General features: G+C 25.6%; 11 protein-coding genes, 3 tRNA genes and 1 pseudogene. 3 read left to right on the top strand and 12 right to left on the bottom strand.

Annotated features, from left to right (window positions below):
* Positions 1-59 precede the first annotated feature (59 nt).
* The 6 genes from glf to ahpC all read right to left on the bottom strand — a co-directional run bounded on the left by glf (position 60) and on the right by ahpC (position 6,896).
* Positions 60-1,175 (bottom strand): UDP-galactopyranose mutase, encoded by a 1,116-nt coding sequence (gene glf / locus FD727_RS00485; protein ID WP_159938277.1) that lies wholly within the window; start codon positions 1,173-1,175, stop codon positions 60-62.
* 396 nt (positions 1,176-1,571) lie between these two features.
* Positions 1,572-2,585 carry a UDP-glucose 4-epimerase GalE gene (gene galE, locus FD727_RS00480; protein ID WP_159938214.1) on the bottom strand — a complete coding sequence of 338 codons (1,014 nt, stop codon included), beginning with the start codon at positions 2,583-2,585 and terminating at the stop codon, positions 1,572-1,574.
* A gap of 467 nt (positions 2,586-3,052) precedes the next feature.
* Positions 3,053-3,637 carry a dCTP deaminase gene (gene dcd, locus FD727_RS00475; RefSeq protein ID WP_159938213.1) on the bottom strand — a complete coding sequence of 195 codons (585 nt, stop codon included), beginning with the start codon at positions 3,635-3,637 and terminating at the stop codon, positions 3,053-3,055.
* A 118-nt stretch (positions 3,638-3,755) separates the two neighbouring features.
* Positions 3,756-4,721 carry an aldo/keto reductase gene (locus FD727_RS00470; protein ID WP_159938212.1) on the bottom strand — a complete coding sequence of 322 codons (966 nt, stop codon included), beginning with the start codon at positions 4,719-4,721 and terminating at the stop codon, positions 3,756-3,758.
* A 212-nt stretch (positions 4,722-4,933) separates the two neighbouring features.
* On the bottom strand, positions 4,934-5,734 hold the full coding sequence (gene thiD / locus FD727_RS00465; protein ID WP_159938211.1) for a bifunctional hydroxymethylpyrimidine kinase/phosphomethylpyrimidine kinase: 801 nt from the start codon (positions 5,732-5,734) through the stop codon (positions 4,934-4,936).
* A 598-nt stretch (positions 5,735-6,332) separates the two neighbouring features.
* A complete protein-coding gene (gene ahpC, locus FD727_RS00460; RefSeq protein ID WP_159938210.1) occupies positions 6,333-6,896 on the bottom strand; it encodes an alkyl hydroperoxide reductase subunit C in 564 nt (187 codons plus the stop codon).
* 617 nt (positions 6,897-7,513) lie between these two features.
* On the opposite strand from ahpC, the pseudogene metG reads away from it, so the two are divergent.
* Positions 7,514-9,160: pseudogene (gene metG / locus FD727_RS00455) on the top strand (methionine--tRNA ligase); the annotation flags it as partial.
* Between the two features lie 171 nt (positions 9,161-9,331).
* On the opposite strand, the gene folE reads toward metG, so the two are convergent.
* From folE to FD727_RS00425, 6 genes are all read right to left on the bottom strand, one after another.
* Positions 9,332-10,000, bottom strand: coding sequence for a GTP cyclohydrolase I FolE (gene folE / locus FD727_RS00450; protein ID WP_159938208.1), 669 nt, complete (start codon positions 9,998-10,000; stop codon positions 9,332-9,334).
* Positions 10,001-10,175: 175 nt separating this feature from the next.
* Positions 10,176-10,260 (bottom strand) — tRNA-Leu (locus FD727_RS00445).
* 15 nt (positions 10,261-10,275) lie between these two features.
* A tRNA-Cys gene (locus FD727_RS00440) sits at positions 10,276-10,346 on the bottom strand.
* Between the two features lie 241 nt (positions 10,347-10,587).
* Entirely contained in the window at positions 10,588-11,136 is a 549-nt protein-coding gene (pgsA, locus tag FD727_RS00435; RefSeq protein WP_159938207.1) for a CDP-diacylglycerol--glycerol-3-phosphate 3-phosphatidyltransferase, read from the bottom strand.
* 62 nt (positions 11,137-11,198) lie between these two features.
* Positions 11,199-13,061 (bottom strand): excinuclease ABC subunit UvrC, encoded by a 1,863-nt coding sequence (gene uvrC, locus FD727_RS00430; RefSeq protein WP_159938206.1) that lies wholly within the window; start codon positions 13,059-13,061, stop codon positions 11,199-11,201.
* 79 nt (positions 13,062-13,140) lie between these two features.
* A tRNA-Ser gene (locus FD727_RS00425) sits at positions 13,141-13,225 on the bottom strand.
* Positions 13,226-13,419: 194 nt separating this feature from the next.
* On the opposite strand from FD727_RS00425, the gene yccA reads away from it, so the two are divergent.
* On the top strand, positions 13,420-14,073 hold the full coding sequence (gene yccA / locus FD727_RS00420) for an FtsH protease modulator YccA (RefSeq protein ID WP_159938205.1): 654 nt from the start codon (positions 13,420-13,422) through the stop codon (positions 14,071-14,073).
* 42 nt (positions 14,074-14,115) lie between these two features.
* Positions 14,116-14,442 (top strand): TusE/DsrC/DsvC family sulfur relay protein, encoded by a 327-nt coding sequence (locus FD727_RS00415; protein WP_159938204.1) that lies wholly within the window; start codon positions 14,116-14,118, stop codon positions 14,440-14,442.
* Positions 14,443-14,673 lie beyond the last annotated feature (231 nt).

The following is a 14,673-nucleotide window of genomic DNA, read 5'->3' as shown; positions in this document are numbered from 1 at the left end:
AAATACATAATATTCAATTAGTTAAATTTTAAATTTAAATAAATATAGGCATTAATATACTATTTAATTTTTTTTACAAAATAACGAGTTATTGTTAATGCTTCAGATATCGTTGTATCCATATCCAAATAACGATATGTTCCTAATCTACCGACAAATGTAATATTTTTTTCTTTTTTAGCTTTATCAACATATTTATTGAATAAATTTATTTTACTAATTTGTCCTATAGGATAATAGGGGATATCATTTGGAGTACATAATCTGCTATACTCTCGGTAGCAGACTGACGATGAATGTGTTTCCCATGGGGAAAAATATTTATGTTCAGTAATGCGTGTAAAAGGAAATTTCATTTCACAATAATTCATTACTGCACATCCTTGAAAATCATCAAAAAATATGAATTTTTCAAAATCTAAAGTTCTATAACCTAAATAGCCAAATTCATAATTAAAATATCCATCTAAGGATCCAGTATAAAAAATATGTTGATATTTATCCTTAGTACTATGATCATAATTAGTATTAAGTTTAATATTTATATTTTCATGATTCAAAATAGATTTGACTATTGAAGTATATCCGTTTTTAGGTATAGCTTGATATTTATCATTAAAATAGTTATCATTATAATTAAAACGTATTGGTAATCTATTTAATATAGATGTTGGTAGTTCTTTTGGGTCCAAACCCCATTGTTTAATAGTATACTCTTTTAAAAAGGTTTTATAAAGTTCTTCACCAATTAGACATAAAGCTTGTTCTTCAAAATTTTTTGGTTCAATGATTTGTTTATGAGATTTTAATCTGATGATTGTTTTAGCTTCATTTGGTGAATATGTTTTTTTAAAAAACTGATTAATAGTATGAAGATTGATGGGTAGTGAAAATATTTGTTCTAAAGCAACTGCTTTTACGCGATTAATATATGGTATCATTTCACTATGTAATGAAATATAGTTCCAAACTTCTTCATTATTTGTATGAAAGATATGTGGTCCGTATACATGCACCAATATATTTGTTTTAATATCTCTTTCAGTATAGCAATTGCCTGCTATATGATTACGTGAATCAATTACTTCAATAATATAATCTTTCTCTGCTAATTCACGAGCAATCACAGCACCAGAAAGACCAGCTCCTACAACAAGAATTTTTTTATTCATAATATAGCCTTATGCTTTCATAACATTTTATCTATAATTTATTTATTATAAAAAATAATGTCTTTAGATATATATATAAGCTATATAATATTATAATGAACGATTTATTCATGTTTATTTATTTTGCAATATTATTATCTTTAAATTAAGATATTTAAATTTTATGCAATTAATTATTAATATAAATAAATGTTAATTATCATTAACAATAATATACTTATTATTGTTAATGTAATAAATTAAATGTGATAAATATGTTTTTATTTATTTTAAAACATATAATAAAAAATTTCCTTTTAATTAAATTAAAATTCATAATAATTTTATAATATTTTTACTAAAATATTTTCATAAGATCTTATAAAGTTTAAATGAAATATAAATTATCTTTAATTGATTTTAATTTAAACCATTTGGATTTTTTATATACCAGTTCCACATATCACGTATCATAGTATAGATATCACGTTTTGCTTGCCAACCTAATTCATTTTTTGCTAAAGATGTATCTGCCCAAAATGATGGTAAATCTCCTTCACGTCGTGGTTTATATTCAAATAATATTTTTTTACCAGATATTTTTTCGAAAATCTTAATTACTTCAAGTACTGAAAAAATTTTACCACTACCAAAATTATAAACTTTATATCCTTTAATTTTAGGTAAGTGATTTAATACATTTAAGTGACCTTCTGCTAAATCAATAACATGAAGATAATCACGTTGCGCAGTTCCATCAGGAGTATTATAATTGTTACCAAATATATTTAGTTTTTTTAAACGACCTAGTGCTACTTGAGCTATATAAGGAAGTAAGTTATTAGGAACACCCGTTGAATTTTCTCCAAGTTCACCAGATTCATGTGCTCCGACTGGATTAAAATAGCGTAATGCAACAGCTTTAAATGATGGATTTACCTTAACAAAATCACGAATAATAAATTCAATCATTAACTTAGAAGTACTATAAGGATTAGTTGTATGACCAATAGAGTTAGTTTCACAATAAGGAATTGGAGAATCTATACCATACACTGTTGCTGATGAACTAAAAATAAAATTTCGTATGTTTGCTGATAACATTTCTTCTAATAATATTATAGTACCTGTTACATTATTACTATAATATAGTAATGGTTGATGTAATGAGTCATTGATTGATTTTAACGCTGCAAAATGCATTACAGTAGAGATATCATATTTTTTAAATAAATTTTTTAAGCAAATTCTATTAACTATATTATTTTCTATAAAAATTAGCTTTTTATTAGTTATTTTTTCTAAACGATTAATAATCTTATGAGATGCGTTACAAAGATTATCTAAAATTACAACTTCTATACCATATTTTAATAATATAAGTACTGTATGTGATCCAATATATCCTGCACCTCCTGTTACTAAAATAGCCATACGTATTCCTTTAATATTTTAATAATAAAAAATTAATTTTTAACATTTTAATTAAAGTCAATTAATTACTTTAATCTTATATATGTTTAAAAACATAAGGTTATTAGCTTTTAATTATTTTAATTTTTATGTATAAATATATTTATACATACTTTAAGTATTAATACGTATTAAGATATTCATCTTAGTTATTAAAACTAATAAAATTATTAGTAGACAAAGTATATGATTAGTTAATCAAAATAAAATTAATTTGGTTAATTATTATATAGATAAAATCTTGTTTATATTATATGTAATATAATAATTTTATTAGTTAGGTATTTATCTATATCAATAATTTTCAGATCCTTAAATAAGATTAATAAAAAATTATGTTATTTATATAAAAATCATAAAATGTATATTAAATGGTATTTAAATTCAATTTAATAATAGTTGTAGATTAATAATATGATAAATATAATTTAATTATCTTTATCTATCCTACTAGTGGTAACACCTTGCTGATCAAAATATTTTGTATTTTTACGAAGATTATAAGGACGTATTGATGGAGATGATAACAATTCAAAACTTAATGCTCCAATTAACATACCTGGTCTCAATGCTAAAGGTAATTTACCGGAATTATAGCATTCTAGTACAATATGTCCTTTCCAACCTGGATCGATTCGATGTGCAGTAACATGGACCATTAAGCCTAATCGTGCTAGAGACGAACGACCATCTAACCAACCTACTAAATTATTAGGAATAATTAACGATTCTAATGTTACAGCTAACGCTAATTCATTTGGATGTAAAAAAAAAGATTCTCCTATTGGTAACTTAATTTCATCACTCATTACACGATCTATAGCAAGATTCACATCATATTTAGTTCCACTTAAATCAATATAAGGTAAAGTATATCCATTAAAAGTACGAAATTTATCACCAAGACGTATATCTACTGTAGCACCATTAATATAATTTATTTCAGGTTTTGGTTCTATAACTAATTTACCTTTATTTAACCAGACTTCAATATCTCGGTCAGATAATTTCATTCGTAAAACTCCATACTTTAAATGTTAATAATAAATACTTATAAAATTTGATCTTTAAATCAATGTTAAATATAATTACTTTATAAAAATTTTAATAAGCTTAAAAAGCTATAAAAGATTAAATAGATTTACTTATAGTATCAATTGCTTGAATTTCGTGATTACTTAAATTTAAAGTAATTGACTTAGCTAATTCATCAAGTTGTATTAATGAAGTAGCACTAACAATAGGTGCAGTAATGCTAGATTTACTAATTAGCCAAGCTAAAGCGACTTGAGCTACTGAAGCAAGATGTAAATTTGCTATTTTTTCTAAAGTTTCAATGATGAGTTGTCCTCTTCGATTTAAATATTTATTTATAATTTCTTGTCCACGTTTACTTTTTTTAGCGTCTTCTGGTTTTTTATATTTACCAGTAAGAAAACCACTTGCTAACGAATAATAATTAATTACAGTTAATTTATTTTTTACTGCAACAGATTCAAGATCTCCTTCATATTTTTCACGAACATATATATTATATTCTGGTTGTAAAGTTTCATAACGTGCTAAATTTTCTTTTTTACTTATATTTAAGGCTTCTTGTAAACGATTAGCTGAATAATTTGAAGCACCAATAATGCGAACTTTACCTTCTTTTATTAATTTATCAAAAATCTGCAATGTCTCTATTAATGATGTTTCTTGATCATCAAAATGTGCTTGATAAAGATCAATTCTATCAGTTTGTAAACGACGTAGTGAGCCTTCTATTGCTTTTCGGACGTATGTAGGCGTTAATCCACTTGTTTCCGAAAAAAAGCTCATACCAACCTTGGTGGCTAAAATAACACTATCACGTTTACCACTTTTTTTTAACCACTTACCAATTATAGTTTCTGATTCACCACCATTATTACCTGGAACCCATCGTGAATAAATGTCTGCGGTATCTATAAAAAATAAACCTCTTTCTAATGCTGCATCTAATAATGAAAATGAAGTTCGTTCGTCAACAGTCCACCCAAAGACATTACCACCTAAGATGAGATATGGAATTTCAATATTACTGTTACCAAGTAGACGCATTTTTCTTTGTTCCATATTATTACCCTATGATAATATATTAATATATATTAATAATTTTTATATATAAAAATATACTATCTATATTTAATATTTATTCAATATGATGTAAATCAAATTAAAAATTTGATAATTAATTAATATGTAACAAATAAATTTTATATATATAAATATTTATTTGCAATAATTTAAGTCTAAAAAGTGAATATTTAAATTTAAAAATTAATATTTTACCACCATTTGTATAAATGATGAATTGGTCTTTTACCATTGCCAACTTTTAATGAATCAGAATGTAATAATGCTTGATGTAACCAAATTTTTGCTTCAGTTATGGTAGAATTCCAACTATCATGACTAGGGCGCAAGGCCGCTAGTGCTGCAGATAGAGAACAACCAGTTCCATGGGTATGACGTGTATTTAATCGAGGTGCAGTAAAACGTTGATGACCATTACAAGTAATCAACCAATCTGGACTTTCTATATGTTTAAGATGTCCACCTTTTATAAGTACTGCTTCACAACCAAATTTAAGTAATGCATATCCTTGGGATATCATTGTTTTTTCATCTTCTGCTACTGAACATTCTAATAATCTAGATGCTTCGAATAAATTTGGAGTGATAATTGAAACTTGCGGTAATAGCAAGTTACGCATAGTAACAACAGCATCCATAGATAATAGCAGATCTCCACTTTTTGCTACCATGACTGTATCTAACACTATAAATGGTAATTTAATTATTTTTAATTTTTCAGCAATAACTTGAATAATAGAACTTTCTGAAAGCATACCAATTTTAACTGAATCTATTTGAATATCATCTAATACTGAATTCAATTGTGCTTTGATAAAATCAGATTTAATTCGATATATTGATTGCACACCACAAGTATTTTGTGCTATTAGTGCAGTAACCACACTAGTTCCATATACTCCTAATGCTGCAAATACTTTAAGATCAGCTTGAATACCAGCACCTCCAATGGGATCAGTACCAGCAATTGTTAAGGCATTAATTTGCTTCATGTATTACCTATGTTCTTTAAACATATGCTTTTAAAATTAATTAATACATATAAGTACATAGTATTTAAATTTACTGACTATTTATAGAATTTAATTAATAAACTAAGACTTAAATTGTTAATAATTAAAATATTTTGCTATTTAAACATTATCATAATATATAATTAAAAAAGCGTGATACTATAATGTATTGATGAAATCAATATATTAGCAATAATACTCTATTATAGTAAATAATTTGTGTTATATATAATGTATATATTTAATCTAAAAGATTAGATTGATATTAAGTAAAGTTTAATTGTTTATATATATATACATAGAATTTTATGTAGCTAAATATTAGCTACATGTATAGAATCAAATAATTATAATTAATAATTTTTATTGAATATACAAGATAAAAATATTTTAATAATTTTAAATTGGCAAGAATTTGCTATTCTTGCCAATGATTAAATAACAAAATTACTAATTATAATAGATAGTATTATGCACTTAATTAAGTATTTACATTTATATAAAATATCAATAAACTTTGTAATTATCATATAAAATCATAGTAAATTTAAATAAATTATGTATGTATTTTATACAATCACAATTTACCAACTAAGTTAATTGATGGAACTAATGTCGCATCTCCTTCTTTCCATGTAGCAGGGCAAACTTCATTTGGATGGGATGCAACATATTGAGCTGCTTTTACTTTACGCAATAAATCAGAAGCATCACGTCCTATTCCTTGAGCGGTAATTTCAATAGCTTGTATGATACCTTCTGGATCTATTATAAAAGTACCACGATCAGCTAGACCTTCATTTTCTTGCATAATTTCAAAATTACGAGTTAATGATCCTGTAGGATCTCCAATCATTGTGTATTTAACTTTCTCAAGAGATTTAGAACAACTATGCCAAGCTTTATGGGTAAAATGTGTATCTGTAGAAATAGAATAAATATCTACATTAATCCTTTGAAAATATTCATAATAATTTGCTAGATTACTCAATTCAGTTGGGCAAACAAAGGTAAAATCTGCAGGATAAAAGAAAAAAATATTCCATCTACCATGAATATTTTTTTCAGTTACTTCAATGAATTCACCATCTTTAAAGGCCATATTTTTAAATGATTTAATTTTAGTCTTAATAAGAGACATACTTAATTTCCTTATATAAAAAATTATAAATAATTTTCAGTTTAAATGTAATACATATAGTTATTACTAACTTGATTATATATATATATCCATACTAAAATGAAGTAAATTATTTTAATTTAATATTTTATATTTTAATTCATAAAATGACTAATATAAGCTAACTATCGTAAAATTTAACTAAATTATTAAATATTTAACATATATAATATTAATTATAGTAATTAATATTATAATAAAAATTTATTTTTTATATTTAATTTAAGTAATTAATAATATTTATTTAATATATTTTTATAATGAATAATTAACTGATAAGTTAATAATATTAAATTTTAATATTTTAAAATTTAATATTTTTCAGATAAAATTTATTAAATAATAAAATAAATAATATGATGACTTTATAAATTTTATTTAATTAAATTATATAGTTATATCTATAAGATAAATATTACTTAAATAAAGTTAATCTGTATTTACATATAAGAATATTGTTTAAATAATAAATCAGAATGATTAATAAAAGTATAAAGATAATAATTTTTATAGTTCAATGTAATTTGATTACAACGAATTAATAACTTTTCATAAAAATCGGAAATTTAATAAAATTAATGAACCAACTATCTAAAAAAATTTTAGTAACATGTGCTCTACCATACGCCAATGGACCTATTCATCTTGGTCATTTACTTGAGCATATTCAAGCAGATATTTGGGTACGTTATCAACGGATGCGAGGACACCAAGTATATTTTATATGTGCCGATGATGCTCATGGTACTGCTATTATGTTAAAAGCACAGCAATTAAATATCGAACCTGTACAAATGTTAAATAAGATTAAAAAAGAACATGAAACTGATTTTGCCAATTTTAGCATACAGTATGATAACTACCATTCAACAAATAGCAAAGAAAATCGTCAATTAACTGAATTAATTTATCAACAGTTAAAACAACAAGGTTTAATTACAACTAGTACTATTTGTCAACTTTATGATTCTAAAAAATCAATGTTTCTTCCAGATCGTTTTGTAAAAGGTTCCTGTCCAAAATGTAAATCTTTAAATCAATACGGAGATAATTGTGAAATATGTGGTGCAACCTACACTCCTATGGAATTACTTCAACCTAGATCAATGCTATCAAATAGTGTACCTAAGATACGTACTTCTAAGCATTTTTTCTTTAATCTTCCATTATTTAATGAATTCCTTATACAATGGATACATTCTGGTACGATACAGGATCAAGTATTAAAACCTATTCAAGAATGGTGTAAATCTGGCCTCCAACAATGGAATATTTCACGTGATGCTCCTTATTTTGGTTTTGAAATTCCTAATGAACCAGGTAAATATTTTTATGTGTGGTTAGATGCGCCCATAGGATATATGAGTGCATTCAAAAATTTATGTGCAAAAACACATAATACTATTAGTTTTAATGAATTTTGGGAAAAAGAATCTAGAACTGAACTATACCATTTTATTGGCAAAGATATAGTGTACTTCCATGGTTTATTTTGGCCAGCAATACTAGAAGCAAGTCGATTTCGCAAGCCAACTAACTTATTTGTTCACGGCCATATTAAAGTAAATGGTGTTAAAATGTCAAAATCACGTGGTAACTTTATTACAGCTAGAACTTGGATACAACACTTTGACTCAGATAGTTTACGTTATTATTATGCTACTAAGCTATCATCATCTATTGATGATATTGATTTAAATTTAAAAGATTTTGTGCAACGTGTAAATGCCGATATCGTTAATAAAGTAGTGAATTTGGCAGCACGCAATGCCAGTTTTGTAACTAAACATTTCAATGGAATACTGGCTAATCAATTATCAGATACTGTTCTGTATCAAAGATTTATTAATGAATCCGAAAAAATTGGTAATCATTGGCTCACACGAGAGTTTAATAAAGCTATTAATAACATTATGAATTTAACAAATTTAGCTAATCAGTATATTGATGCTCAAACTCCATGGATATTGGCAAAAGATTCTAAAAATGATATTGAACTACATATGATTTGTTCCATGGGAATCAATTTATTTAAGATAATTATGACTTACTTAAAACCTGTTTTACCTAAATTAAGTCAACTTACTGAAGATTTTTTACAATGCAAATTAAATTGGTCTACAATTCATAATCCATTACTAAATCATACTATTAAAAAATTTCAACCATTATATAGTCGTATCGATATAAGAAAAATTGATGCATTACTTACAATTTCTAAAGAAAATAATTTATTCGATAAATAATAATGTTCAATTTATTAAAGTTATAATATATTTAAGGTATTTTATATAATTTCATTAAATAATATTAATTATATATAATTTTTAATTAAAATTATATATATTTTTTATATAGATATTCTATTTATTGAATTATATTCAAAAAATTCATTTTTATCTGTTATGTATTACACGTAAAAATTCATGACGAGTATCTTGGCTGGTTTTAAATAAACCGCCAAGAGATGTAGTTATAGTAGTACTTGTAGTATCCTTTATACCTCGTGCTTTTACACAATAATGCATTGCATTAATTGAAACTGCAACATTAGTTGTTTGAAGTAATGTTTGAAATGCTATTAGCAATTGCTGAGTTAGGCGTTCTTGTATTTGGGGACGTTTGGCAAAAAATTGTACAATTCGATTGATTTTAGATAACCCAATAACTTTATTTTTAGGTATATAAGCTATAGTTGCTTTGCCATCAATAACTATAAAATGATGTTCACAGAACGTAAGGAGAGTAACATCACGAATAGCTATTATTTCATCTATGTTCATCTTATTATCAATAAGAGTAATCTTAGGAAAATTAATATAATTAAGACCTGAAAAAATTTCATCAATATACATTTTAGCTATTCGATGAGGTGTGTTTATTAGGCTATCATCTTTTAAATTTAAATTCAGAATATTCATAATTTCTGTTATATGACTACTAATTTTATATTTTAGATCAGTAGTATTACATTGATATAAAAAAGGTTCATATAAAGGAGTTTCTAGACCATGTGCTAGTAGCGCTTTATGAACTAAATTAGCTTCTTTACTCAAAGCGCTCATTTTATCTCTCTAATAATAATTATAATATTCATTAATGGTATTAAGAATAAATGTATATTGTATCTAGTAACTGTTAATTAAATTAATTAAGATAACTTGAATGAAATTTCTTATAGATTAATTTTAAAAATTAGATCTTTATTCAAAGATATTTATATCCATGCATATAATATAATGCCCGGAGCGGGACTTGAACCCGCATAGCTAATACAGCTGAGGGATTTTAAGTCCCTTGTGTCTACCAATTTCACCATCCGGGCTTAGCTATTATAAATAGGCGTGTCTCGGAATTGAACCGAGATGAGCGGATTTGCAATCCGCTGCATAACCACTCTGCCAACACGCCTTTAATTTCTTATCTAATTATTAAATAATATTGCATTAATAAATTTAACCTTATATTAATAATATTATTATAATTTATTCTAATTCAAACAACTTAAATATTAATGATTGCATTGCAGCTTAATTGCAAATTTTATTTATTTAATCACAATTATTTTCATCCTACTTATTTTACTAAACTTATATTATGAGTCAATAACATTATTCATATAATATATTTTATTTTTAATACAAAAAACATATTAACAAAAAAAATAATTATATGCTGCAATTATATATTGAAACATCGACCAAAATGTTAGAAATGTAGCTATATATAATGAGATAATACCAATATACACGATTATGGTATCCGGATGCCATAATAATGCTATTAATGATAACATTTGTATCATAGTTTTAATTTTACCAATTAATGAAACCGCTATATTATTACGTTTACCGATTTCTGCCATCCATTCCCGTAATGCAGAAATTATAATTTCACGAGCAATGATAATAACTGATGGTAAGGTTATTAACCACGAATGGAAATATTCAGTTAATAAAATTAATAGACTGCAGATCATAATTTTATCAGCTACTGGGTCTAAAAATGCACCAAAACGTGTAGTCTGTTTCCATCTTCGGGCTAAAAAGCCATCACACCAATCAGTTATAGCAGCAATTAAAAAGATCAATGTAGTGATACTAGATGAGTAATGAAATGGTAAATAAAAGGTTAATATAAAACAAGGAATCAAAATGACTCTAAATAAGGTCAAAAATATTGGAATATTAAATTGCTGCATATGCCAGTTATTACCTGGTAGAGTTTATAAAATATAGGTCATACCTTTATATGTTTAATTTATTAAAGTGATGAATTTTTAAGTGAAAAATAAATTTTTTTTGCTAAAGTACAAGAAATACCAGGTACTTTAACAAGATCTTCAATATTGGCGTTTATTAATGGTTGTAAACCACCCATATATTGTAATAATTGTCGTTTTCTTTTTGGACCAATTCCTTGAATCTTTTCTAGTATATTACTATTCTTTATTTTTGATTGTTTTTTTCGATGACCACAAATAGCATAATTATGAGCGTGGTTACGTATATGCTGAATAATCTGTAATACTAAAGAGTCGTTCGGTAAAGAGATACCTATACCTTTTGATTTTAAAAAAAGAGTTTCTAATCCTTTTTTTCTTTTTTTGTTCTTTGCAATTGCAATTAGTATTGGATGTTTTTTATTCCATATTTTTTCTAAAATAATCATAGTTTTTTGAGCTTGTGCTAATTGTCCTTTACCTCCATCAATTATAATTACATCTGGAATTTTATTTTTTGTTAATATATTTTTATAATGTTGCAATAATACTTGATTAATAGCTGCATAATCATTACCTGGAGTAATATCTTTAATATTATACCTTCGGTATTCAGAGTATAATGGACCATTACGATTAAATACTACGCAAGCTCCAGTAGTATTATCACCCATAGTATGACTAATATCAAAACATTCTATACGGTTAATTTTATTTATTTGAATAAATGATTCTAGGGCCAATATACGTTGTTGTATAATTGAATTTTGTAAAATGCGAGCTTTTAATGCTGCTAAAGCATTAGTATTAGCTAATTGAAGATAGTGTTCTTTTTCATTACTGTTTAATTTATTAATTATAGTAATTTTACGACCAGTTATTATCTCTAATGAATCTTGTAGCAATTTACGTTCTGGTAATTCATCATTTAATAAAATACTAACAGGCACAGTACGAGTATTATTTCCTTGTAAATAATATTGACCTAAAAATGTTTGTATTATTTCAGTAAAATCGGTACTGATGGGTATTTTAGGAAAAAAACTTTGACTACCTAATATTTTATTTTGTCGAATAAATAATAAATGTATACAGGCAATTCCAAAATCATAAGCCATACCTATAACATCAAGATCTTCACATTGACTATCAATATATTGTTTTGTAGTTAATTGACGAATTATTTTGATTTGGTTACGTAATTTTATTGCTTCTTCAAAATGTAATGATGTGCTGGCCTTTTCCATACGTTGTATTAATAACGTAATTATTTGATTATCTCTTCCTGAAAGAAATAAACGTACATATTGCACTTGTTGTGCGTATTCCTTATCACTTACTAGACCTTTTATACAAGGTGCAAGACAGCGATTTATTTGATACAACAAACATGGTCGTGAGCGATTTTGATATACATCGTTTTTACATTGACGAATTGGAAACACTTTTTGAAGTAATTTTAAAGCTTCTTTTATTGCAAAACCATTAGGAAATGGACCAAAAAATTCACCGTTTGGACATTTACCACGATATATAGTTAAACGTGGATGTATGTCATTACTTAAAAAAATATAAGGATAGGATTTATCATCACGTAATAGAACATTATATTTAGGTTGATAAAATTTGATATAATTATGTTCAAGTAATAGAGCTTCAATTTCAGTATGTGTAACGGTAATATCAATGTTTTGAATATAACTTATTAATAATTTAGTTTTTTCATTTTTAGAATTTAAATATGAATAACTGCTTAAGCGTTGTTTAAGATCTTTAGCTTTGCCTACATAAATTACTTTACCTAGTTTATCATACATACGATAAACACCAGGTTGATTAGTCGTACTATTCAAAAATGTTTTAAAATCAAAATTGCTACTTACTAATGGAGTTAATAACTTCATGTGAAATGGACTATAATAAATAATCACCAGTTATACATTCAGCAAATTAATATAGTTAGTTTAATAACTAAAATTAAAATGGAGGAGGAGAGATTCGAACTCTCGAACAGTTGCCCATTGACGGTTTTCAAGACCGTTGCCTTAAACCACTCGGCCACTCCTCCTAATATAATATAATATAAATTTTTCTCATCTCAATATAATGTATGTATTAATTATCTATTTTAAAGCAGTTACAAAATTTAAATTTTTAATTATTTAATTTTATCACATGAATGAAAAAAATCTATTTGCTATCTAGTAGGTAGTGTGTATTATTTAATATAATCTTTATTATATCTAGAATAAGGGGACTATTATGGATAAGATTATTAGTTCTTCACATCAACAATCATTGATTAGTACACATAAGGTACTTCGTAATACTTATTTTTTGCTTGGTTTAACGTTAGCTTTTTCGACTCTTACTGCTACTTTTAGTACATTTTATCATTTACCTCCTCCAGGATTAATTGTGATGTTGGTGGGTTTTTATGGTTTAATGTTTTTGACGAATAGTTTAGCTAATAAACCAAGTGGTATTTTAGCAGCGTTTGCTTTCACGGGTTTTTTAGGCTATTGTTTAGGTCCAATTCTCACTTCCTTATTATCAGCAGATATGGGTAGTGTAATTGCTATTACATTAGGAGCTACAACGCTGATATTTTTTTGCTGTTCTACTTATGTATTAACAACGCGTCGTGATATGTCATTTTTAAGTGGAGTGATGATGGCAGGTTTTATAGTAATATTATCAGCTATTATTGCAAACTTTTTTTTACATTTACCAGCACTCCAATTAACCATTAGTGTATTATTTACTCTTTTTTCTACAACAGCTATTTTATGGGAAACAAGTAATATAATTCATGGTGGAGAAACTAACTATATACGTGCAACTATTAGTTTATATGTATCACTTTATAATATTTTCGTTAGCCTTTTAGGCTTAGGAATAGCTAATAAAGATTAATTACTCATATTGGTTATACTATAAATAATAGGAGATAGTTATGTGATATCCATTGATGAAAATATCAAAACAGATCCAGAAGGATATCTAAAGAATAGTGCAAATTGGAACATAATATGGGCAAAAGCTACTGCTAAACAAGAAGAACTTATTATGAATGAAGAACATTGGGAAATTGTGTATTTTATACGTTCTTTTTATAAAAAGTATAATATAGTTCCTACAATGAGATTTTTAGTAAAAGCTATGATAAAAGAATATGGTAAAGTAAAAGGTAATAGCCATTATCTCTTTTATTTATTTCCTAAAGGTCCTATAAAACAAGCTACTAAAATTGCTGGATTGCCAAAATCAGTTAAATGTCTTTAAATAAACTATAAAATGGGTATTTCCTATGTAACTTATCATTTAGGAGTACCCATTTAGTTTAAAACTATCAAAAAAAATATTTTAAGTTTAAATAATATTTATAATAAATTTGCGTTAAAAATAAAATTCATCAAATCATTTAAATAATAACTATTAAAATTCTTTAGTTATATTAATTTATAGAATTAGAAGGTATATATATATATGGAAATAAATTTTAAAAGTAATTTT

Source organism: Pantoea sp. Mhis, from assembly GCF_009830015.1.
This window is presented reverse-complemented; position numbering and strand designations above follow the sequence as displayed.

Bases quoted from the DNA above. Each gene is read 5' to 3' on its own strand.
- galE (WP_159938214.1), bottom strand. From the start codon at position 2,585: ATGGCTATTTTAGTAACAGGAGGTGCAGGATATATTGGATCACATACA.
- dcd (WP_159938213.1), bottom strand. From the start codon at position 3,637: ATGAAATTATCTGACCGAGATATTGAAGTCTGGTTAAATAAAGGTAAA.
- FD727_RS00470 (WP_159938212.1), bottom strand. From the start codon at position 4,721: ATGGAACAAAGAAAAATGCGTCTACTTGGTAACAGTAATATTGAAATT.
- thiD (WP_159938211.1), bottom strand. From the start codon at position 5,734: ATGAAGCAAATTAATGCCTTAACAATTGCTGGTACTGATCCCATTGGA.
- ahpC (WP_159938210.1), bottom strand. From the start codon at position 6,896: ATGTCTCTTATTAAGACTAAAATTAAATCATTTAAAAATATGGCCTTT.
- folE (WP_159938208.1), bottom strand. From the start codon at position 10,000: ATGAGCGCTTTGAGTAAAGAAGCTAATTTAGTTCATAAAGCGCTACTA.
- pgsA (WP_159938207.1), bottom strand. From the start codon at position 11,136: ATGCAGCAATTTAATATTCCAATATTTTTGACCTTATTTAGAGTCATT.
- uvrC (WP_159938206.1), bottom strand. From the start codon at position 13,061: ATGAAGTTATTAACTCCATTAGTAAGTAGCAATTTTGATTTTAAAACA.
- yccA (WP_159938205.1), top strand. From the start codon at position 13,420: ATGGATAAGATTATTAGTTCTTCACATCAACAATCATTGATTAGTACA.